Raw genomic sequence first — 22,038 nt, forward strand, 5'->3', positions numbered from 1 at the left:
TGATTTTAGCGTTTTTTGTTTCGTTTAGGGGTAAAACGATATTTAAGCGTTGTTTTTAAAGGGAACTCATTTTCTTTAATGAAACTCATTTTCTTTAATGAAACTCATTTTCTTTAATGAAACTCATTTTCTTAATTTGAAACTCCATTTCTTAATTTGAAACTCCATTTCTTAATTTGAAACTCCATTTCTTAAGAGGATAGGGGGGTATTTTGCGCTTAACTCTCCCCCTTAACCCCCACTAAATCCCCCTAAAAAGACCGCTTTTTAGTCAAGTTATCGCTTGCTTTTCGCAAGCTCTTTTATTGTTTGTTAGCGTTTTTCGCAAGCTTTTTGCTATTCAATATTTTAAAAAATGCTTTTTAGCACTTTTAGATTTCATAAACGGGATTCAATTAAAAAGTTCAATTAAAAGAGATGGTTGCGGAGAATGGATTTGAACCACTGACCTTTGGGTTATGAGCCCAACGAGCTACCGGACTGCTCTACTCCGCGATACGCTAATGAAAGAAAAAGAATGGCTGGGGTGCAAGGATTCGAACCTCGGAATGCCAGGACCAAAACCTGGTGCCTTACCGCTTGGCGACACCCCAACGATAAAATAAAAGAAACATTATACAAAAGCTTTTTAAAAAAGTCAAGCTAAAATGCTATCATTTCATCATGGAAAACCCTTTTGACCCTTTGATTTATGAGCGCTATTTAAAAAAGAAAGAAACCTTTTTGCTGTTTAAAAAAATCGGCCAAATGTCTGCGTTTAACAATCTAAAACTCCAGCTCAAGCAAAAAGCGTTGCTTAATGAGTGTGTGGCTCAAGCTTTAGGGGATTTAAAGCTTGGGTTTAGATACGCTAAAATAGAATATAAAATCCTAAAAATCTATTTCACGCACCCGAGTTTCTTGAAAGCCTTTAAAACAGAAGAAGAGCGCTACACCCACCACTTAAAAACGCATTTTTTAGAAACAAAACAAACGCTCAAAGCCCTAAATTGCCCCTTGGATTTTGCAAGCGTTCAAGCGAGCGTGAGGAAAAGGCCTTACCAAAAACCGGTTCTAAAACCCCCTAAAAAACCGGTTAGCGTGAATGTGGATTGTGAGGGTTTGAGCGCTTTCACCAAAGAGCAATTTTCAAAGCTCAAACGCGCTTGTAACGATAATACGCCGCACACGCCCCCTCAGAGCTGACCATGCAACTGCCGATCGGATTTTGTGGGGTGCAAGTTGTAGCAAATAATGGGCAATCTAGGGGCTTAGCGATGCCTTTTAAAATGTCCCCACATTTGCATGCTTTGTTTTCTTTTGTGATCTTGTGGGTTAAATGTTCTTTAAAGACTTTTTCAGCGTCATAAGAGGCGAACTCTTCTTTGAGTTTGAGAGCGGAGTTTTTGATATTCCCTAACCCCCTCCATTCAAAATTTTCTCTTATTTCCATGCATTCACGCACTAACTCTTGCGCTTTTGTATTCCCCTTATAGCTCACCGCTCTTTTGTATTGGATTTCTAGCTTATATTCTTTGTTTAGGGCTTGTTTTAATAGCATCAATACGCTTTCTAATATATCCACCGGCTCAAAACCGCTCACAATAATGGGGAGTTTAAAACGCTCCACTAAAGGGGCATAGATTTGAGCGCCGCTGATCACGCTCACATGGCTAGGGGCTAAAAGGGCGTTGATTCGGCATGCTGGATCTTCTAAAATCGCGCTCACGCTTGGAGGCACTAAAATGTGGTTGATGTGGAAAAAAAGATTTTTGATTTTTTCTTTTTTTGCATTCAGTAAAACGCTAGCTGTCATGGGTGTGGTGGTTTCAAAACCGATCGCAAAATAAATGACTTTTTTATGCGGGTTTTCTTTAGCGATTTCTAAAGCTTGCATGGGCGAATACAAAAAGCGTGCATCCAGCCCCTTTTCTCTGGCTTGTATCAAATTCCCATAGCTCCCAGGGACTTTCATCATATCCCCTAAACTTAAAATCACGCTATCTTTCATGCTTGCAAGCTCATAAGCTTCATCAAGGCGTGCTCTTGGCATCACGCATACCGGGCAGCCTGGCCCATGCACAAACTCTAAATTGTTAGGCATCAAATCCAAAAGCCCGTATTTCATTATAGAATGCGTATGCCCTCCGCACACTTCCATGATGACTAATTTTTTTTCAAGTTTGGAGGCGAGTTTTTTGATTGCATCAGAGAGCGCCAAAATGGTTTGCTTGTCTCTAAAAGGCGAAATGAGGTGATTAACGCTCATTGGGATTATTCATGCGTTTCGTTCATTTTGGCGATCATTTCTTGGTAAAGCTCAATGGACTCTAGGGCTTCTTTTTCATCAATCTTGCTCATCACATAGCCGATGTGCAATAGCACATAATCGCCCACCTTAACAGACTCGCCCATTAAATCCAAGCTCGCTTCTCTTTGAACGCCTAAAGTCTCTAAAAGAGCCACATTGTCCTTAATGGCTATGACTTTAGAAGGGATCGCTAAACACATTAAAACGAATGCGTGGATTGGTAATTTTCACGCTTTTTTTCTAAAAGGAAATTTTTAAAATCTTCCAAACTTTTAGGGTCTTTGGAGCTCATTAAAAAAATGGGGGCTTCAGGCTTTAATTTTTGCATGTCTTCTTTGACTTGAGAAACCCTGAAATTAAACACTTCAATCATGTCCGCCTTACTGATAATGACTGCATCTGCACACATGAACATGGTAGGGTATTTTAGCACCTTATCATCGCCCTCTGGGACGGAAAGTAAAACGATATTCATCGCCGCCCCTAGATTATAGCTTGAAGGGCAAACCAGATTCCCCACATTTTCAATGATTAAAAAATCGCTTTTTTCTAACGCTCCCTCATTTTTGAGCAAATCAAACGCTCCTTCAATCATGCTCGCTTCTAAATGGCACGCTTCACCGGTGGTGATTTGGTGTGCACTCACGCCTTTTTTACGCAATCTGTCCGCATCTCTATTGGTTTGCAAATCGCCCTCTACCACGCAAAACTTGAAGTCTTTAAAATCCGCTAGATTTTCTAACATCGTGGTTTTACCGCTGCCAGGAGAGCTCATGAAATTCAACACATACAGCCCCTCTTCTAAATAGCGCTCTTTCATTTCAGCGGCTTTAATGTCGTTCTTACTCAAAATCTTTTCCACGATTTTGACATCTTTTTTACTCAAATTAGGGTTATTTTGTAACGATTCTTTTCGTTGCTCGCTCATCTTTGTTCCTTTTTTTAAAATTTTCGTATTGTAGCGTGCTTAATTAAACGGCTATGATTTAACAACTTTTTTTATCCTCTCAAGCTAATTTTTTAGAAAAATCCGCTTATTTTAGCCTTTTTCGTTGCTGTCATCTTTATCTTTTAAGACTAACTTAATGATCCTCCATATGATGATTAATAAAATGATGGTTAAAAGCAAATACCAAACATTCATGAAAACAACTTTCATCATTTTACTTTCCTTATTTTTTACTTAAAGACAATCTTATCACGCTATTTTCTAAAGCGTCCAAACGATGCAAAACTTGAGCTTCTAGGCTAACTAACGCTCCCTTAGGCATTTCTATTTTTTCATTTTCTGCTTCAAAAATGATTTTACCCTCTAAAACCTGCACGCTAATAGCCCCTGGGGCTTTGTGTTTGTCCATGACCGCTCCTTTGGGCATGCAAATGCGGATTTCTTTGTTGGAAGAATTTTCACTCAACGCTTCAATGTGGAGTTTTTCAAAACAAACGCCCTCTAAAAAATTAACTATTTTCATTAGAAACCTTTATTTTTTCTACCATTTCTTTAGCTTGTATAGCGATTTCTAGCTCTTCATCCGTAGGGATTCTTAAAACTTGGATCTTGGTGTTAGGCTGGCTTAAATTCACTATCCCATTACCCGGATTGTCGTTCGTGGGTTTGTGTAAAGCGATCCCTAAACCTTCTAAACCTTCGCACACCCTCTCTCTTAAAGCGGAGTAATTTTCCCCCAAGCCCCCTGTAAAGATGATCGCATCTACTTTGTTTAAAACCACCATGTAAGCCCCAATATACTTTTTAATGCGATAAGCGCACATTTCAAAAGCAAGCTCGGCTTGTTGGTCGCCTTTTTCTTTTCTGGCTTCTATATTTCTGGCGTCATTATCCCCACAAACGCCCTTCAAACCGCTTTCATGGTTTAGGATTTTCATCACTTCTTCTAAGCTCTTATTAGCGCATTGCGCGATATATTCCACCACAGTGGGGTCAATATCCCCACATCTTGTGCCCATGATCAAGCCCTCTAAAGGGGTTAACCCCATAGAAGTGTCCACGCTCTTGCCATTTTGAATGGCTGCTGCGCTTGAGCCGTTCCCTAAATGCAAACTGATAGCGTTAAACTTCTCATAAGGGATATTTAAAAATTTCGCCGCTTCTTTAGCGACATAATGGTGCGAAGTCCCATGGAAACCATAACGCCGGATCTGATACTTTTCATACAATTCATAAGGTAAAGCATACATGTAAGCGTAATTAGGCATAGTGGCATGGAATGCGGTATCAAAAACGGCGATTTGAGGGATATGGGGGTGCGCTTTTTGGACAAATTCAATACCGGCCAAATTCGCCGGGTTGTGCAAGGGGGCTAAAATAGAAAGCTTACCGATTTCTTGCATGACTTTTTCATTCACTAACACAGGTGCATGGAATTTATCCCCCCCTTGAACCACACGATGCCCTATAGCGTCAATTTGGTCAAAATCTTTAATGATCCCCATTTTCGTTAAATTCTCACGAATCATTAAAAGCCCGCTCGCATGATCTTTAATCACAAGCTTTTCTTTAAGCTCTTGATCGTTATGGTGCAAATGCGATTTGATTTTCAATTGCCCTATTTCTTCGCCAATTTTTTCGGCTAAACCGCTCGCTAAGGGTTTGTTTTCTTTCATGTCAAACAATTTAAACTTAATAGACGAACTGCCCAGATTCAAAACTAAAATTTCCATCAATTTCTCCTATCAATTAATCTTGCGCTTGAATGGCGCTAATCAAAACGGTGTTAATAATATCTTCCACTAAAGCGCCCCTACTCAAATCGTTAATGGGCTTGTTCAAACCTTGTAAGATAGGCCCTATCGCTACGGCTTTAGCGCTTCGTTGCACCGCTTTATAAGCGATGTTCCCGGCGTTTAAATCTGGGAAAATAAAAACGCTAGCCTGCCCGGCCACTTGGCTGTTTGGCATTTTTTTCTTCGCTACGCTTTTGTCTATAGAGGCGTCAAATTGTAAAGGGCCATCTATTTCTAATTGGGGATCGATACTATGTGCGATTTTTAGGGCTTCGTTGATTTTGTCTATCATTTCGCCTTGAGCGGAATTGCCTGTCGCATAAGAAAGCATAGCTACTTTAGGCGTGATATTAAATTGCTTGGCGGTTTGCGCGGAAGTGGTAGCGATCTCGGCTAATTCTTTAGGGCTAGGGTTAGGGATAATCGCGCAATCCCCAAAGACTAGCACTTGGGTGTCCAAACACATTAAAAACGCGCTTGAAACTAGGCTCACGCCAGGCTTAGTTTTAATGATTTGCAAAGCGGGTCTAATGGTCTCAGCCGTGGTGTGATTCACCCCAGAAACCATGGCATGCGCGTATCCTAAATGCACGAGCATGGTTGCAAAATAAGTCTTATCCAACACTAATTGCTCAGCTTCTTGCCGATTCAAACCTTTTGATTTTCTCAATTCATACAAATGATTAGCGAATTCTTCTTTATAGCTAGAAGTGTTGGGGTCTATGATTTCAATGTTTTCTAAATTCAAGTTAAGGTTTTTCGCTTGAGAGTGGATCGTTTTTTCATCGCCCAATAAGATCAATCCCACCGCACCCATTAAATTCAAATGATGCACGGCTTTTAAAATCCTTTCATCTTCGCTCTCTGGCAAAACCACTTTTTTAATTTGCTCCTTAGCCTTTTTTTCCAAACTCCTTTGAAAGGCTAAAGGGGTGGTGATCTTGCTTTTTGTGTGCAATAATTTTTCAACTACGCTCGCTTCTAATTCGCCCTTACAAAGAGACGCGCTCAAAAAATCCGGTTTTTCAAGCGTTTCGCCCATCAATAGCCCTAGAGCGAAAGGGGCTTCTTTTTTGATAACATGAGAATGCATGGCTTTCAGATATTCTAAACTCGTTTGCGCGACAGCCACAACGGGAGCGTTTAAATGCTTGGCTAGAACGGTGTTTAAATCTAAAAGAGTATTTAAGAAAAAATCCGGCACATACCCCAAACCAATCACAAAATCATGCACAGATTGTATTTCATCGTAGCGTTTGAGAATTGTTTCAAATAGTAACTCTTCTTGATCAGCGCTCACAAGCTCTAAGGCTTTTTGTTTATCTATAGCGCTATGAAACTCTAAAGAGTTCAAGCCCTCGCACTCCCCATTAATGGGCGAAAATAAAGCGATTTTTTGATAGCGTGGCTTTAGCGCCTTTAAAAGGCTCTTACAAGCGATCTGTAACGCTTCTGTATTTTCCGGGTAAATCCATAAACTTTGCATGCTAATCTCCCTAAAATCATCGTTTTTGTCTAATTGTAGCAAATTTTAATTAAACCCAAACGAAACCATGATTTTTTAAAAAGGCTTTTAGCGTTTTTACATTTGATCACCCGTCTTAAGGAACTCTTTTTGCTTGACTTTCACCATGTAAAATAAAAGAGTTGTTTAAAAGGATAACCATGCCATCTCCTATCAATCCCATTCACACAAGCGCTAGCACCAGTGCATTAAAGAATGAAGCTAAAAACGAAGACACCAAAAATGTGCCTAAAAGCGCATCAAAGGATTTCAGCAAGCTTTTAAACCAAAAAATCTCTAAAGAAGAGCCTAAAGACAAACCTAAAAATTTAAACCCTAGCGCTTTAAAAGACACGCCACAAAACGCGCTAAAAAACACGCCCAAAGACACGCTTGAAAAAACCCCTACCCCACACGTTCAAACGCCTAAAGAGATCGCTAAAAACCAACAAGCCCCTACCCTAAAAGACTTGCTCAACCATCAAGAAAACCATTCAACAAGCCACCCAACAGCTAAACATGAAACCCAGCATGAAACCATTCAAAAAACCCACCCAACAACCCCTAACGAAACCCCAAACAAGAATGAAAAAAAGCCTAATGAAGCCCTTTCTAACGCCCATCAAGCTAATTTACTCCATAAAAACCCTATAACCCCCAATCACGCTAACAATACTAACGCTACCCAAAAACCCACCGCCCCTACTGACAATACCAAGCCAAAAACCCTTAAAGATATTCATGCGCTCAGCCAAAAGCATGATTTGAACGCTAGCAACATTCAAACGGCCACAACGCCAGAAAATAAAAACCCTTTAAATGCAAGCGATCATCTTGCCTTAAAAACAACGCCCAAAAACCCCACGACCAACCCCACTCTCGCCAAAAACGACGCTAAAAACACCGCCAACCTTTCTAGCGTCTTGCAATCGTTGGAAAAAAAAGACGCGCCCAATAAAGAACACACAAGCCCTACAAATAACGAAAAAAAAACGCCCCCTTTAAAGGAAGCTTTACAAATGAACGCTATTAAAAGGGATAAAACGCTCTCTAAAAAAAAGCCAGAAAAAGCCCCCACTAAAAGCCAAGCCACAGCCACAACGCCAGAAAATACCCCAAAACTTGCCCTTAAAACGCCCCTTTTAATGCCCTTAATGGGAGCTAACCCCCCTAACGATAACGCTCCAACGCCCCTAGAAAAAGAAGAAAAATCTAAAGAAGTGAGCGAAAATAAAGAAAAAACTAAAGAGTCTAGTAATAGCACTCAAAACGTGCAAAACACCCCAAACAGCGACAATAAAAGCATCGCCCCTAAAGAAACGATCAAGCATTTCACCCAACAATTAAAGCAAGAAATCCAAGAATACAAACCTCCCATGAGTAAGATCTCTATGGATTTATTCCCTAAAGAGTTGGGTAAGGTTGAAGTGGTGATTCAAAAAGTGGGTAAAAACCTTAAAGTGAGCGTGATCTCTCATAACAACAGCTTGCAAACCTTTTTGGATAACCAACAAGATCTTAAAAACAGCTTGAACGCTTTAGGCTTTGAAGGGGTGGATTTGAGCTTTTCGCAAAATCCTTCTAAAGAGCAACAAGCCCCAAAGGATCAACTAAAAGAGCAGGAATTAAGCCCTTTAAAAGAAAACGCCCTAAAAAGTTACCAAGAAAACACGGACAATGAACACAAAGAAACGAGCATGCAAATCACTCTTTATGCGTGATTTTAAGCAAGTTTGCTCTATAATAGGGCATCTTTAATAAGGAAGAAGATATGGCCATTGATTTAGCAGAAGTTACAGGAGCTAAAGCCGCACAAGAAAGGAAAAAAGAGCAGCCACAAATCGCTAATGGGTTGGATAAAGACGCTTTCATGAAACTCTTTTTAGAGCAATTGAAAAATCAAGACCCCACCGCCCCCATGGAAACGGATAAAATCATCACCCAAACCGCCCAACTCACGCAAGTGGAAATGCAAGAAGAAAATAAAAAGACCATGCAAGAAGTTGCAAGTGCCATGAAATCCAATAAAGAAACTAACGAATCTTTAAAAGACTTTCAAGGCGCTCTAAAAGACACGATGGAAAACTTGAATAAAGGCATGGACGATAGCCTAAAAGCCAATAACGCCTTAAGGGAAGTGAGCGCTCTTAATTCTGTGAGCATGATAGGTAAAATCGCTGAAACCGATGTGAGCGGGGCGAATTTTGATGGCAACAACAAGCTTTCTTTTTCGCTCTTTTTTGATGAAAAAATTGACGCTTCTAAAGGAGTGCCAGCCATTCAAATCCTGAATGAAAACAACGAGTTAGTCAAAACGATTTCTTTGAAAAATTATAACGGGCAAAAGGGGTATATCCATTTTGAATGGGACGGCACAAACGAAAAGGGCGAAAAAGTCCCTAAAGGCAATTATAAGATCAAGGCTGAATACAATCTAGACTCACAAAGCAAGCAGTATTTGCAAACGCGCATTGGTAGGGGCGAGGTGGAAAGCGTGATTTTTGACAAAGGCAAACCCATGCTAAGAATGGGCGAAATGATTTTGCCCATAGACAGCGCGATAGAGTTTTATAAACCGGATCAAAAACCACTAGATCAAAAGCCCATTGAGCAAAAATTCTCTGATCAAAAACCACTAGAACAGAAATTCTCCGATCAAAAGCCCATTGCTGATCAAAAACCGCTTGAACAAAAAGCCCCTAATCAAAAACTCTCAGAGCAAAAACAACCCCAAACCCTCTCTAAAGAGACCGCATGAATGACACTTTATTAAACGCTTATAGCGGGATTAAGACCCACCAGTTTGGTATTGACAGCCTTTCTAACAATATCGCCAATGTCAATACTTTAGGCTATCGCTCCAATGATCCGGAGTTTAAGACCTTGTTTTCTTCGCATTTAGACGCTTTGAACGCCAAATCCGTTGTGGCTAATGACCGAAATTACGGCGTTACAGGCTCAGGGAATGTGCTTTCTAATAAAGATGGGGAATACATGCCTAGTGAAGGGGAATTCCACATGGCGTATCAAGGCAAAGGTTGGTTTGTGATAGGGCCTAATAAAAACGGGGAAATGACCATTAATAAAGATGGCTTTAGCAAAAAACAGGATAATTTTCTCACTCGTGCGGGCAATTTCGCCAGAGACGCTGATGGCTATTTAGTAACCCCAGAGGGTTATTATGTCTATGGTATTGATTTGAAAAAAATCAAAGATGGCACGCTCAATTCCACGGCTAGAGATGAAGACATTGAAAAATTGCATGGCAACACCCTTTCGCCCTTACAAATCCCCCAAGATCTCACTTACCAACCGGTGCTTAGCACGAAAGTGGGTATTAGCGTGAATCTAAACCCTAAAGACCATTTAAAGGGCGCTCAAGAATTCCTTTTAAACGACAAGGGCGAAGTGATTAAAGAGCGTTTTTTAAACCAGGATATAAACGCCCTAGCGAACGATGATAACGAACCTATAGATGCGATCACCAATCGTAAATTAAACATCAGTATCCAAAAAGAAAATGGCAAAAAAGAAGATTTTGTTTTCACTTATGGGGACGCTGAAAAAGGGGAAAACCAATTCAAAACTTTAGGCGATTTGCAAAAACTCTTTAAAGAAAAAACCGGGCTAGACTTAAACCTCATCAAAAGCGAAAAAGACGCCAAAAAGCCCCCCCTTTTACTAGAGATCGCTAACCCTAGCGAAACGCCCATCACTTTTAGCTTGAGTGGGGGTATTGCGGATAAATTGGGCTTGAATGCAAATGAAATGGAGTTGAAAAAGGGTATTAGCAGGGATTCAGTGGCGATTAAAATCCCTTATTACAGCACAGAAGTGGATATTTATGATAAAGCCGGGGATAAATACTTGCTTCAAAGCGAATATTACATGACTAATTCCAACGATCCCACATCAAGCCCCACGAGTAAAAGGAAAAACCAAACTTGGGAAGTGAAAAGCTATATCGTGGATCCTAAAAATAAAACCCCTATCAATGAGCCTACTTGGGAAATTATCGGCTTTGATTCAGCCACGCATAAGATGAAAGCCGCCCCCATGACTTTGGATTTTAAGGGTAATAAGCTCACTTATTCTTTAGATAAAAGCGAAAACCATGACTCTAGCGATTTGACTTATCAAGACTCTAAACTCTTAGAAGCGAGTCAAGACGGCAAGCCTAGGGGTATTTTTAGAGACATGCGCATTGAAGAAAATGGCGTGATTTCTCTCGCTTTTAGTAATGGAGTGGTAGAGCCGGTCGCTCGCATTGGGATTTTGGCTTTCACTAATGATCAAGGCTTAAGGAAAATCGGCGGCAACCTCTATGAAATGCAAGAAGGCACGATCAATGGCGAAAACAGACCCTTAAGCGGTAACCCTATTTTAGGGTGGGACGAAGAGGGTAAGCTCAAGTTTGGGAAAATCAGGCATAAATATTTAGAAACGAGCAATGTGAATGCTGGGAACGCCCTAACCAATCTCATTTTAATGCAAAGAGGCTATTCTATGAACGCTAAAGCCTTTGGCGCGGGCGATGACATGATTAAAGAAGCCATTAGCTTGAAAAAATAAGAGGCTAAAATAAGGAGTGTGGTAAAATACCCTCTTTGATTAAGGATATTAATGATACCCACACAGCTTAGCAAAATTGCAGAATTTTTAAGAACAAACCCTTATAGTTTGTCCCAACCTTTACAAGACTGGCGTTTAAATTCATCTGTCAATGAAGAAGAAATTTTAAACACCATCAAGGGTCCTTTTTCTATCCAACTGCCAAAAGCCAGAGAGTGGTGGGATTTTGGTTTTGAAGAAAACGATATTTTTTATCCCGTTAACATTAAAATCACTACCACCAAAACCGCCGACAATCTTAATTGCAAATTAGGGATTTATTATGCGTTGTGTGGCTTATTGCCGGAGTTCAATAATGAAATTGCATGGGAGAAATATTTCCAAAAACTTCATAAAAACTTAGGCACAAACACCAACAGAGATTATTATTTTTTAATAATCAATAAAAACGATCCTAAAGATATTTTTATCAATTCTTTAAAGGGTATTCAAACTTTTCAACCCAATAACTTGCCCTTTCAATGCAAGTGGGATAATAACAGAGAAATCGTTCAAAGAAGCTTTATGGAAAATAAAAACTTCATTTTAAGCGCCCTAGCTGAAAGCGTGAAATGAAGGGCTAATATTTATTAAGAGAATTTTTTGGAGACTTTTTTGTATCAATTAGATGTTAAAACCTTAGGGCAGGTTTTCACCCCTAACAATATAGTGGATTTCATGCTCCATTTAAGGCAAAATCAAGGGAGCGTTTTAGAGCCAAGTGTGGGCGATGGGAGTTTTTTAAAGCACTTAAAAAAGGCTGTGGGGATTGAAATCGATCCTAAAATTTGCCCTAAAAATGCCCTTTGCATGGACTTTTTTGACTACCCTTTAGAAAACCAATTTGACACGATTATCGGTAACCCGCCCTATGTCAAGCACAAGGATATTGCCCCAAGCACCAAAGAAAAACTCAATTACAGCCTTTTTGATGAAAGGAGTAACCTCTACTTGTTTTTCATAGAAAAAGCCATCAAGCATTTAAAACCTAAAGACGAATTGATTTTCATCACCCCAAGGGATTTTTTGAAATCCACTTCCAGCGTGAAATTAAACGAATTTATCTATAAAGAAGGCACGATAACGCATTTTTTTGAACTGGGCGATCAAAAGATTTTCCCAAACGCCATGCCTAATTGCGTGATTTTTCGTTTTTGTAAGCGTAATTTCAGTAGAATCACCAACGATGGTTTGCAATTTGAGTGCAAAAAAGGCATTTTGTATTTCCTTAACCAATCCTACAGCAAAAATTAAGCGAGGTTTTTCAGGTCAAGGTGGGGGCAGTGAGCGGGTGCGATAGAATTTTTAAAAACGAAAAGCATGGGAATTTAGAATTTGTCACCTCAATCACGAGAAGAACTAACGCTTTAGAAAAAATGGTTTTTGTGGATGAACCTAATGATTATTTACTCCAGCATAAAGAAAGCTTGATGGGAAGAAAGATTAAAAAATTCAATGAAAATAATTGGTTTGAGTGGGGGAGAATGCATCACATATCCCCTAAAAAACGCATTTATGTCAACACCAAAACGCGCCAAAAAAACCCTTTTTTTATCCACCAATGCCCTAATTATGACGGCTCTATTTTAGCTCTATTCCCTTATAACCAAAATTTAGATTTGCAAAGTCTCTGCGATAAACTCAACGCCATCAACTGGCAGGAATTAGGCTTTGTGTGCGACGGGCGTTTTTTATTCTCGCAACGCTCTTTAGAAAACGCTCTTTTGCCTAAAGATTTTTGAGGATAAATGGTGCTAGAAACCTTACAATTAAACCCTGAGCAATTAAAAGCGGCTTCGGCTTTACAAGGGCATAATTTAATCATTGCAAGCGCTGGCACAGGAAAGACTTCTACGATTGTGGGGCGCATTTTACACCTGCTTGATAACGGCATCAAGCCTGAAGAAATCCTGCTTTTGACTTTCACCAATAAAGCGAGTAGTGAAATGATTGCAAGGGTGGCTAAATATTCCAAATTAAGCTCAAAAATTGAAGCTGGCACTTTCCATGCGGTGGCGTATCGCTATTTAAAAGAGCATTACCCTAACTTAAGCTTAAAACAACCCAAAGAATTAAGAAAGCTTTTAGAAAGCATTGTGGACACTAAAAACGCCATAGATGACGATAAAAAGCCCTACACTTCGCAGCATTTATACGCCCTTTATTCTCTTTATACCAACGCCCTAAAACAAGAAGATTTTAGCGCATGGCTTTCTAATAAAAACCCTGAACACACCCCATACGCCACCTTTTATGAAAACATTTTAGAAGAATTTGAAAACACCAAAAAAAAGCACAATTATATTGACTATAACGATTTGTTACTGCTCTTTAAAAAAGCGATGCTAGAGACGCCTAGCCCTTATAAAGAAGTGCTTTGCGATGAATTTCAAGACACCAACCCCTTACAAGAATCCATTTTAGACGCTATCAACCCTCCAAGCTTGTTTTGCGTGGGCGATTACGATCAAAGTATTTACGCTTTTAACGGGGCGGATATTTCTATCATTTCTAATTTCACTCAAAAATACAAAAACGCCCGGGTGTTCACGCTCACTAAAAACTACCGCTCTTCTAAAGAAATTTTAGATCTCGCTAACCAAGTGATACAGCACAACCAACGCATTTACCCTAAAAATTTAGAAGTGGTGAAATCAGGGGATTTTAACAAGCCCACGCTTTTAAATTACAACGACAATATCGCGCAATGCCAAGACATCGCCAAACGCATTGTGATGCGAAAGAACTTTAAAGAAGTGGCAGTGATTTTTAGGAATAATGCTAGCGCGGATCAATTAGAAGCCGCTTTAAGAGCTAACAATGTGCCAAGCAAAAGAAAGGGGAGCGCGAGTTTTTTTGAATCCAAAGAAGTGGCGTTAGCGTTAGATATTTGCACGCTGGTGTTTAACCCTAAAGACATTATGGCAGCCATTCATGTTTTAAGCTATGCGAATGATATTGGCTCTAACACCGCTAAAGACATTCATGAAGCCTTAATGCTTTTAGGCAATGGGGATCTCAAATCAGCCCTAACCCACCCCAATAAAGAAGCCAAAATTTACACCAAGAAAAAAGAAATCACCTCCATGGGGCTTTTTGAAGAAATTTTTGCTTTAGAAAACAGCTCAAGATTTAATAGCGTGATAGCTAAAGCGTTCCATTCGCACCCAGTTTTGATGCACCCTAAAATCTCACTCAATGGGGCTAAAATGTTAAGCGATTTTTTTACCCTTTACACCCATGCCCCTAATTCCCCTAGCGCTTTAATCAAACACACCATAGAAAGCGCGTTTTTTCAGACGATTAAAACACGCCTTTTAAAAGAGCGCTCCAAGAATAAGGACGGATCTTATAACGAATTTAAAAAACTCCAAGCGCAAAAACGCTTCAATGAAAAAATGGAATTACTGATCTCTTTGGCGAAAAATTACCAGGATTTAGGGCGTTTTTTAAACGGCACTTTAATAGGCTCAAATGAAGCCACGCAAGGCGAGGGCGTGAATTTATTGAGCGTGCATGCTTCTAAAGGCTTGGAATTTAAGGATGTTTATATCATTGATTTAATGGAAGGGCGCTTCCCTAACCATAAGCTTATGAATACCGGTGGGGGCATTGAAGAAGAAAGGCGGCTTTTTTATGTCGCTATCACAAGGGCTAAAGAAAATTTATGGCTCTCTTATGCGAAAAATGAATTGAGGGAAAACGCCAAACCTAAAGAGCATAAGCCTTCGGTGTTTCTGTATGAAGCAGGGCTTTTGAAACCACAATAAGATAGTAAAAATTTTTGTTGTTTGTTTAAGCAAAAGATGATACGATTATAGCGATAGTTAAGCCCCTAAGAGCTGAGAACTCTTAAGAGCTCGTTTTTAATAAAGTGGCAGTGTTAAGATAACCACTAAAACTATCGCTACAAAAACGAATTTCATGGTGGTGTCTCCTAACGGAGTGCCACCCACTACAATCTCCCAACCCATCAGTTTGTAAACTAATTACTCCAAATTCGTTTAACACTAGGACTACTACCATGTCATATCGTTTGAGTATTATAGCGTAAGTGGGATTTTTATAAAATATTAAGAAAGCATGAAAACGCTAGCAACCATAGATTTTAGCTCTAGCTTGCGCTAGAGCCAAAATTTTAGTATAATGGCGTTGCGGTGGCCATTAAAACTATGATCACTAATAGTAATCTCATAGTCGGTTATCTCCTTTCCGGGATAACCACCCACTATTACCCCAAACCCTAACATGCTCCAAATAACCGCAACAAAAAGAGATAACCTAAAAATTACTATTTGCGTTAGTGCGATTTTACATTAAAAAATCTCAAAAGATATTGAAAGTGTTTTTATAACCAATAATCAAAGAGCTTGACGCTAGTCAAACAAAACGCTAGCAACCATAGATTTTAACTCTAGCTTGCGCTAGAGCCAAAATTTTAGTATAATGGCGTTGCGGTGGCCATTAAAACTATGATCACTAATAGTAATTTCATAGTTGGTTATCTCCTTTCCGGGATAACCACCCACTATTACCCCAAACCCTAACATGCTCCAAATTTTCACAACAAAAGAGATAACTTAAAATGACTATTTGCGTTGGCGTGATTTTACATTAAAAAACTTAGAAATGCCAAAAAGCGTTTTGTAAAACCCCAAAAATTTAACGCTAACCCCCTATAAAATCCCGTTTTTTTTTTTTTGTAAAAACGCTCCAATTGTTGTAACTTTATTTCCTTGATAAGGGGTTTTAAAGGGGTTTTTTAAGGTTAGTTTAATTTTTATTATGTGAGAATATCACAATTACATCTAATAATTTGTATTACTAAACACTATTTGCAAGCTTTGATGTAACTAAATCCTGAATTTAAACTTCAATCAAGGAGCATCCCATTGATAAGGAAAATTATGATAAAGAAAAATAGAACGCTGTTTCTTAGTCTAGCCCTTTGTGCTAGCATAAGTTATGCAGAAGATGATGGAGGGTTTTTTACCGTCGGTTATCAGCTTGGGCAAGTCATGCAAGATGTCCAAAACCCAGGTGGCACTAAAAGGGACGAACTCGCCAGAGAGCTTAACGCTGATGTTACGAACAACATTCTCAACAACAACACCGGAGGCAATGTCGCAGGGGCGTTGAGCAACGCTTTCTCTCAATACCTTTATTCGCTTTTAGGGGCTTATCCAGAGAAGCTTAATGGTAATGATGTGGCTGCGAACGCTCTTTTACAAGGCGCAGTAGGCAATGGGACTTGCGCGGCTGCAGGGACGGCTGGTAGCAGTTCTCTCAACACTCAAAGCGCTTGTACCGCTGCGGGCTATTACTGGCTCCCTAGCTTGACTGACAGGGTTTTAAGCACGATTGGCAGCCAAACCAACTACGGCACAGACACCAATTTCCCTAACATGCAACAGCAACTCACTTACTTGAATGCAGGGAATGTGTTTTTTAATGCGATGAACAACGCTTTAGAGTCAATAGCTAAGAATAATGGAAGCACTAGTAGTGGTACAAGTGGTGCAACTAGTCAAAATGGTCAAACTTACTCTACACAAGCCATTCAATACCTTAAAGAACAACAAACCATTCTCAATAGCGCAGCGAACTTGCTCAAGCAAGATGAATTGCTCTTAGAAGCTTTCAACTCTGCCGTAGCCGCCAATATTGGGAATAAAGAATTCAATTCAGCGGTTTTTACAGGTTTGGTGCAAGGCATTATTGATCAATCTCAAGCGGTTTATAACGAGCTGACTAAAAACACCATTAGTGGGAGTGCAGTTAATAGAGCTGAGATAAATAGCAACCAAGCCAACGCTGTGAACACGCGCGCTAGTCAGCTCCCTAACGCTCTTTACAACGCAGAAGTAACCTTGAATAAGATCAACGCGCTCAACAATCAAGTCAGAAGCATGCCTTACTTGCCTCAATTCAGAGCCGGGAACAGCCGTTCAACGAATATCATGAACGGCTTTTACACCAAAATAGGCTATAAGCAATTCTTTGGGAAGAAAAGGAATATCGGCTTGCGCTATTATGGCTTCTTTTCTTATAACGGAGCGAGCGTGGGCTTTAGATCCACTCAAAATAGCGTAGGGTTATACACTTATGGGGTAGGCACTGATGTGTTGTATAATATCTTTAGCCGCTCGTATCAAAACCGCTCTGTGGATATGGGTTTTTTTAGCGGTATCCAATTAGCCGGTGAAACCGTCCAATCCACGCTCAGAGATGACCCCAATGTGAAATTGCATGGCACAGTCAATAACACGCATTTCCAATTCCTCTTTGACTTCGGTATGCGCATGAACTTCGGTAAATTAGACGGGAAATCCAACCGCCACAACCAGCACACGGTGGAATTTGGCGTAGTGGTGCCTACGATTTATAACACTTATTATAAATCCGCAGGGACTACCGTGAAGTATTTCCGTCCTTATAGCGTTTATTGGTCTTATGGGTATTCATTCTAAGAAAGGGGGGAAGAGACAAACATGAAACAAAATTTAAAGCCATTCAAAATGATTAAGGAAAATTTAATGACACAATCTCAAAAAGTAAGATTCTTAGCCCCTTTAAGCCTAGCGTTAAGCTTGAGTTTCAACCCATTGGGCGCTGAAGAAGATGGGGGCTTTATGACCTTTGGTTATGAATTAGGTCAGGTGGTCCAGCAAGTGAAAAACCCGGGTAAGATCAAAGCTGAAGAATTAGCAGGCTTGTTAAACTCCACCACAACAAACAACACCAATATTAATGTTGCAGGCACAGGAGGCAATGTCGCTGGGACTTTGGGTAACCTTTTTATGAACCAATTGGGCAATTTGATTGATTTGTATCCTACTTTGAACACTTCAAGCATTCAACAATGTGGTAGTAACGGCACAGCCTCTAGTGGTGCTACCACTGCCACTACTACTAACAGTGGTTCTTGTTTCCAAGGTAACTTGCAACTTTATGACAACATGGTTAGCTCTATCAAAACCTTGGGTCAGCAAATCAAAAATAATATTTTTCAAGGCGATAACAACACCACGAGCGCAAACCTCTCCAACCAACTCAGCGAGCTTAACACCGCTAGCGTTTATTTGACTTACATGAACTCGTTCTTAAACGCCAATAACCAAGCGGGTGGGATTTTTCAAAATAACACCAATCAAGTTTATGGGAATGGGGTTACTGCCCAACAAATCGCTTACATCCTGAAGCAAGCTTCAATCACTATGGGGCCAAGCGGTGATAGCGGGGCTGCAACAGCGTTTTTGGATGCCGCTTTAGCGCAACATGTCTTCAACTCTGCCAACGCCGGGAATGATTTGAGCGCTAAGGAATTCACTAGCTTGGTGCAAAATATCGTCAATGATTCTCAAAACGCTTTAACCTTAGCCAACAACGCTAACATCAGCAATTCAACCGGTTATCAAGTGAGCTATGGTGGCGATATTAATCAGGTGCGTTCCACCCAGCTGTTAAACAACACCACAAACACTTTGGCTAAAGTTACCGCTTTGAATAACGAGCTTAAAGCCAACCCATGGCTTGGGAATTTCGCTGCCGGTAACAGCTCTCAAGTGAATGCGTTTAATGGGTTTATCACTAAAATCGGTTATAAGCAATTCTTTGGAGAAAACAAGAATGTGGGTTTACGCTACTATGGCTTCTTCAGCTATAATGGCGCGGGCGTGGGTAATGGCCCTACTTACAATCAAGTCAATCTGCTCACTTATGGGGTGGGGACTGATGTGCTTTACAATGTGTTTAGCCGCTCTTTTGGTAGCCGAAGTCTTAATGCGGGCTTCTTTGGGGGGATCCAACTCGCAGGGGATACCTATATCAGCACGCTAAGAAATAGCCCTCAACTTGCAAACAAACCTACCGCTACAAAATTCCAGTTCTTGTTTGACTTGGGCTTACGCATGAACTTTGGTATCTTGAAAAAAGACTTGAAAAGCCACAACCAGCATTCTATAGAAATCGGTGTGCAAATCCCTACGATTTACAACACTTACTATAAAGCTGGCGGTGCTGAAGTGAAATATTTCCGCCCTTATAGCGTGTATTGGGTTTATGGCTACGCCTTTTAAAAAAATTCAAGGCCTTTTATAGGCTTTGAACGAAACCCTTTAACCCCTCTCCAAAAATGATCTAAATCCTTTTATAAAATATTGAGATTAACCCCCTAAGAACGCTTGATTAAAAGCTGCCACTCACAAAAAGCTTAACGCTCAAAACTTATTGAGATTTTAAAACGCTTGATTAATAACTATTATTCAAAAAGCTTTTTAACGCTTTAAAATTTTTATACTTAGAAAAACAACCCAAAATATTTATCAAATGTTGTCAAATATTGGGATTATCTCCCAAGAACGCTTTAATGGTGAAGTGATCAAACGCTCAAGGCTTTAGGGTTTCTGTGGTTTAAAACTTTGTTTTATCATTCTAAATTTTATGGTAAAACTCATTTTTAAGGGGATAGGGGATATTTTGAAACCATTCTCCCCCTACAACCCCCTTTAAGTATCCTCTTAACCCAAGAAGACCGCTTCAAGGAGTTATCGCTTGCTTGTGCAAGCTCTTTAGTATTGATTGTAAAAAATGCTAAAAACATTTTTTATGATCATGCCCAATTGGAGCAAAGTAAAACATTGAGTGAAACCGCCCCTTCCTAAAGCAAGGAGCTTCCTAACTGAAGCGTCCCAACAAACGCTAACCAACGGACACTAACATGAAAAGCTTTGCTCTTTAAAGTCTACATGGACATTTCTTGCCCTAAAAAGACTGGAGGTATTTGGCTATCTTTTAGTTTAAATATAGCCTAACGGCTATGCGCTTGCATCTTCTCGCCCTAAAGAACAGAGTTTTTCGTGCGGTTAGGATAAATGGGTTAGGAAAATGCAAGCGGACGACACTCCGTTAGGGAAACACCACCATGAAATTCGTTTTTGGAAAGTTATTTTTATAGCGATAGTTTTAGTAGTAATCTTAACGCTACCACTTGATTAAATTTTTAGGGCTTCTTCTAAGAATTTGACTAGATCTAACCCCACAAATATCCGCTTCTTTAAACAAATCTTTTAAAATCAAAATTTGAGCGTGAGGTTGGTCATCATGTAGCTTCTGTCTTGGTAATTGGCACTGAAATCGCCATCAGGATTATTGAACTTGGGCGCTCCAAAATACCCTGCTTGATAGCCTTTATTGATCCTTGCCCCATAATAAGTGATCCTAAAGTTAAGGAGAATGGATTCAGTGAATGCATAGCTCGCATTGAATTGCACGGAATATTCATTAGCCCTCCCCACTTGCCCTAACGCATTCTTATTCGCATGAGAGATACGCCCAAAAACATGCCATGCAAAACGCTTGTGGATCCCTCCAACAGAAGTGTAAAAAGTGAAAGTGTTCGCATTAGTGATCGCATCTGCTAACCCATCATAAGCCGTATTATCCCAAAAATCATAGCCAATCATTCCAGCATGCCTAGTCGTTACTGAGATTTCATTACCAATATAGGAAGTGTTATTACCCCTTGGCATCGTGTGAGAGCCTAAAAAAGCGTCTGAATTGCCAAAGGTGTTATAAAAGCCAATGGACCAGTTAAAATTATCCCACCAAAAAACCTGACGGATGTTTAAAGTAACCCCATTTCTCCCTAACAACGAGCCATGGGGCGTGCTGTCTTCTAAGCTATAAGTTTTTGTCTCTGGGTTATACCACCCTCTATAATATAAAGGGAAGGTCGTCATGATCATGCTTTGAGAGCGAAAGCCCACATTTTCAAAATTCCTATTCGTATCATAAACCAGTTTAAAACCAGGAGCGTTATAAGTCTTAGGCGCAAAATAATAAAAAAATTGAGCGTCTAAACCTTTATAAGAATAAGTCGTGGTGATCCCATGCCAGCCGTAATTGATGAAATCGTTGCTGTTACTAGGGTTGCCTCCCTTTTTCAAATAAGGCACGGTCGCAAAAAACTCATAAATCCAAGAGTTGAACGCTAAACCCCTACCCCAAGAGCTCCACCACCAAAATCTTAACCTTTGCGTTTCAGTCTTATAGGGCTGATAATACACTTCCCACCCCTGATTAGAACCGCTCATAAAATCAATATTCGCTTCATAGCGCCCCGCTTTAAACCCAAAAACATCTTTGTAGTCGTATTGCAAAAAAGCGGTATCCACCACATAAGGCCTTGCATGATAGCTCGCTGATTGGGAAGTCCCCGCATAAGCAGGACCAAGATACTTATTGAAAAAGTATCCATGATAGCCCCCAATGAAATTTTCTACAATAGAGCCAAAAATCTTCCCGTTAGCATGGTTAATATCATACTTAGTTTTATCGTAAGGAATGGCTGCAATTGCCCCGCCCAAAGAAACAGAAAGCCTATGGTTTTCAGTGCCTTTGGGGAGCAAGTTGACTTTGACTTGCGCTAAAGTTACAATATCTATAAAACTTTCAGTAGGATAAATCCCTTTTTTAGTGTTGATTTGAGAATTGTTAAAACCAATTTTAGAAAAGTTCTCCACGCGACCACTAAACCGATAATCAAAAGCTTCCACAGGACATAATAAAAACGATAAAAGCGATAAAGAAGAAGTCAGGAAATACTTTTCTTGCCTCATTCAACTCTCCCTAATTTTAATTGTAAGTCTTTGTTAATCCTTTTTGTTAGGATTATAATTATAATCAAAAACAACTTAAAAATTAAAATAATTAATTAAAATCCACAACCCTATTTTACAAAAAACAACCCTTGATTATAACTTGGTTTAAAATTAAATAATTAAAATCATATATTTGTTACTTTTAAAGAATGTCCATTTTTGATTAGACCCACCACACGAAACCCTCATTTTTAGCTTTATTCTTTTTGTATGAGCGCTCTTATTTT

At 39.7% G+C, this 22,038-nt stretch carries 16 protein-coding genes, 2 tRNA genes and 1 pseudogene; 9 read left to right on the plus strand and 10 right to left on the minus strand.

The window, feature by feature from the left end; all coding sequences use genetic code 11:
• Positions 1–418: 418 nt before the first annotated feature.
• Together AA977_RS04180 and AA977_RS04185 are read right to left on the minus strand one after the other, a co-directional pair.
• Positions 419–495: transfer RNA gene (locus tag AA977_RS04180), tRNA-Met, on the minus strand.
• Positions 496–518: 23 nt separating this feature from the next.
• Positions 519–593 (minus strand) — tRNA-Gln (locus AA977_RS04185).
• 70 nt (positions 594–663) lie between these two features.
• On the opposite strand from AA977_RS04185, the gene AA977_RS04190 reads away from it, so the two are divergent.
• Positions 664–1,185: a hypothetical protein gene (locus AA977_RS04190; protein WP_064434701.1), complete on the plus strand. Its 522-nt coding sequence runs from the start codon at positions 664–666 to the stop codon at positions 1,183–1,185.
• Here the strand turns inward: AA977_RS04190 and hypD are convergent.
• The 7 genes from hypD to pta all read right to left on the minus strand — a co-directional run bounded on the left by hypD (position 1,136) and on the right by pta (position 6,521).
• The gene (hypD, locus tag AA977_RS04195) at positions 1,136–2,248 is read right to left on the minus strand and encodes a hydrogenase formation protein HypD (protein ID WP_064434702.1); all 1,113 of its coding nucleotides are present in this window, start codon (positions 2,246–2,248) and stop codon (positions 1,136–1,138) included. The genes AA977_RS04190 and hypD overlap by 50 nt on opposite strands.
• A 5-nt stretch (positions 2,249–2,253) precedes the next feature.
• On the minus strand, positions 2,254–2,490 hold the full coding sequence (locus tag AA977_RS04200; RefSeq protein ID WP_000335439.1) for a HypC/HybG/HupF family hydrogenase formation chaperone: 237 nt from the start codon (positions 2,488–2,490) through the stop codon (positions 2,254–2,256).
• Complete coding sequence (hypB, locus tag AA977_RS04205) at positions 2,490–3,218, minus strand: hydrogenase nickel incorporation protein HypB (protein ID WP_033620152.1); 729 nt, start codon at positions 3,216–3,218, stop codon at positions 2,490–2,492. The genes AA977_RS04200 and hypB overlap by 1 nt, the downstream gene beginning before the upstream one ends.
• 111 nt (positions 3,219–3,329) lie before the next feature.
• On the minus strand, positions 3,330–3,452 hold the full coding sequence (locus tag AA977_RS08185) for a hypothetical protein (protein ID WP_021435852.1): 123 nt from the start codon (positions 3,450–3,452) through the stop codon (positions 3,330–3,332).
• Positions 3,453–3,462: 10 nt separating this feature from the next.
• A complete protein-coding gene (locus AA977_RS04210) occupies positions 3,463–3,762 on the minus strand; it encodes a cupin domain-containing protein (protein ID WP_064434703.1) in 300 nt (99 codons plus the stop codon).
• Entirely contained in the window at positions 3,749–4,972 is a 1,224-nt protein-coding gene (locus AA977_RS04215) for an acetate kinase (RefSeq protein WP_064434704.1), read from the minus strand. Before AA977_RS04215 ends, AA977_RS04210 begins: the two co-directional genes overlap by 14 nt.
• A gap of 16 nt (positions 4,973–4,988) precedes the next feature.
• On the minus strand, positions 4,989–6,521 hold the full coding sequence (gene pta / locus AA977_RS04220) for a phosphate acetyltransferase (RefSeq protein WP_064434705.1): 1,533 nt from the start codon (positions 6,519–6,521) through the stop codon (positions 4,989–4,991).
• A 179-nt stretch (positions 6,522–6,700) separates the two neighbouring features.
• On the opposite strand from pta, the gene fliK reads away from it, so the two are divergent.
• The 8 genes and pseudogenes from fliK (at position 6,701) to alpB (ending at position 19,228) form a co-directional block, all read left to right on the plus strand.
• The gene (gene fliK / locus AA977_RS04225; RefSeq protein WP_064434706.1) at positions 6,701–8,260 is read left to right on the plus strand and encodes a flagellar hook-length control protein FliK; all 1,560 of its coding nucleotides are present in this window, start codon (positions 6,701–6,703) and stop codon (positions 8,258–8,260) included.
• Between the two features lie 50 nt (positions 8,261–8,310).
• Positions 8,311–9,297 (plus strand): flagellar hook assembly protein FlgD, encoded by a 987-nt coding sequence (gene flgD, locus AA977_RS04230; protein WP_064434707.1) that lies wholly within the window; start codon positions 8,311–8,313, stop codon positions 9,295–9,297.
• Positions 9,294–11,111: a flagellar hook protein FlgE gene (locus AA977_RS04235; protein ID WP_064434708.1), complete on the plus strand. Its 1,818-nt coding sequence runs from the start codon at positions 9,294–9,296 to the stop codon at positions 11,109–11,111. The genes flgD and AA977_RS04235 overlap by 4 nt, the downstream gene beginning before the upstream one ends.
• Before the next feature lie 51 nt (positions 11,112–11,162).
• Positions 11,163–11,726, plus strand: coding sequence for a hypothetical protein (locus AA977_RS04240; protein WP_064434709.1), 564 nt, complete (start codon positions 11,163–11,165; stop codon positions 11,724–11,726).
• 27 nt (positions 11,727–11,753) lie between these two features.
• Positions 11,754–12,892, plus strand: a pseudogene (locus AA977_RS04245) (Eco57I restriction-modification methylase domain-containing protein).
• 9 nt (positions 12,893–12,901) lie between these two features.
• Complete coding sequence (locus tag AA977_RS04250; RefSeq protein WP_064435198.1) at positions 12,902–14,920, plus strand: ATP-dependent helicase; 2,019 nt, start codon at positions 12,902–12,904, stop codon at positions 14,918–14,920.
• 1,137 nt (positions 14,921–16,057) lie between these two features.
• The gene (alpA, locus tag AA977_RS04255; RefSeq protein ID WP_064434710.1) at positions 16,058–17,620 is read left to right on the plus strand and encodes a Hop family adhesin AlpA; all 1,563 of its coding nucleotides are present in this window, start codon (positions 16,058–16,060) and stop codon (positions 17,618–17,620) included.
• Positions 17,621–17,641: 21 nt separating this feature from the next.
• Positions 17,642–19,228, plus strand: coding sequence for a Hop family adhesin AlpB (gene alpB, locus AA977_RS04260; RefSeq protein WP_064434711.1), 1,587 nt, complete (start codon positions 17,642–17,644; stop codon positions 19,226–19,228).
• A 996-nt stretch (positions 19,229–20,224) separates the two neighbouring features.
• Here the strand turns inward: alpB and hofG are convergent.
• Positions 20,225–21,769, minus strand: a complete 1,545-nt coding sequence (gene hofG / locus AA977_RS04265) for an outer membrane beta-barrel protein HofG (RefSeq protein ID WP_064434712.1) — start codon at positions 21,767–21,769, stop codon at positions 20,225–20,227.
• Positions 21,770–22,038 lie beyond the last annotated feature (269 nt).

Source organism: Helicobacter pylori (genome assembly GCF_001653455.1).
Taxonomy (GTDB): Bacteria; Campylobacterota; Campylobacteria; order Campylobacterales; family Helicobacteraceae; genus Helicobacter; species Helicobacter pylori_A.

Coding starts and splice junctions, on each gene's coding strand:
- AA977_RS04190 (WP_064434701.1), top strand. CDS start 664: ATGGAAAACCCTTTTGACCCTTTGATTTATGAGCGCTATTTAAAAAAG.
- hypD (WP_064434702.1), bottom strand. CDS start 2,248: ATGAGCGTTAATCACCTCATTTCGCCTTTTAGAGACAAGCAAACCATT.
- AA977_RS04200 (WP_000335439.1), bottom strand. CDS start 2,490: ATGTGTTTAGCGATCCCTTCTAAAGTCATAGCCATTAAGGACAATGTG.
- hypB (WP_033620152.1), bottom strand. CDS start 3,218: ATGAGCGAGCAACGAAAAGAATCGTTACAAAATAACCCTAATTTGAGT.
- AA977_RS08185 (WP_021435852.1), bottom strand. CDS start 3,452: ATGATGAAAGTTGTTTTCATGAATGTTTGGTATTTGCTTTTAACCATC.
- AA977_RS04210 (WP_064434703.1), bottom strand. CDS start 3,762: ATGAAAATAGTTAATTTTTTAGAGGGCGTTTGTTTTGAAAAACTCCAC.
- AA977_RS04215 (WP_064434704.1), bottom strand. CDS start 4,972: ATGGAAATTTTAGTTTTGAATCTGGGCAGTTCGTCTATTAAGTTTAAA.
- pta (WP_064434705.1), bottom strand. CDS start 6,521: ATGCAAAGTTTATGGATTTACCCGGAAAATACAGAAGCGTTACAGATC.
- fliK (WP_064434706.1), top strand. CDS start 6,701: ATGCCATCTCCTATCAATCCCATTCACACAAGCGCTAGCACCAGTGCA.
- flgD (WP_064434707.1), top strand. CDS start 8,311: ATGGCCATTGATTTAGCAGAAGTTACAGGAGCTAAAGCCGCACAAGAA.
- AA977_RS04235 (WP_064434708.1), top strand. CDS start 9,294: ATGAATGACACTTTATTAAACGCTTATAGCGGGATTAAGACCCACCAG.
- AA977_RS04240 (WP_064434709.1), top strand. CDS start 11,163: ATGATACCCACACAGCTTAGCAAAATTGCAGAATTTTTAAGAACAAAC.
- alpA (WP_064434710.1), top strand. CDS start 16,058: ATGATAAAGAAAAATAGAACGCTGTTTCTTAGTCTAGCCCTTTGTGCT.
- alpB (WP_064434711.1), top strand. CDS start 17,642: ATGAAACAAAATTTAAAGCCATTCAAAATGATTAAGGAAAATTTAATG.
- hofG (WP_064434712.1), bottom strand. CDS start 21,769: ATGAGGCAAGAAAAGTATTTCCTGACTTCTTCTTTATCGCTTTTATCG.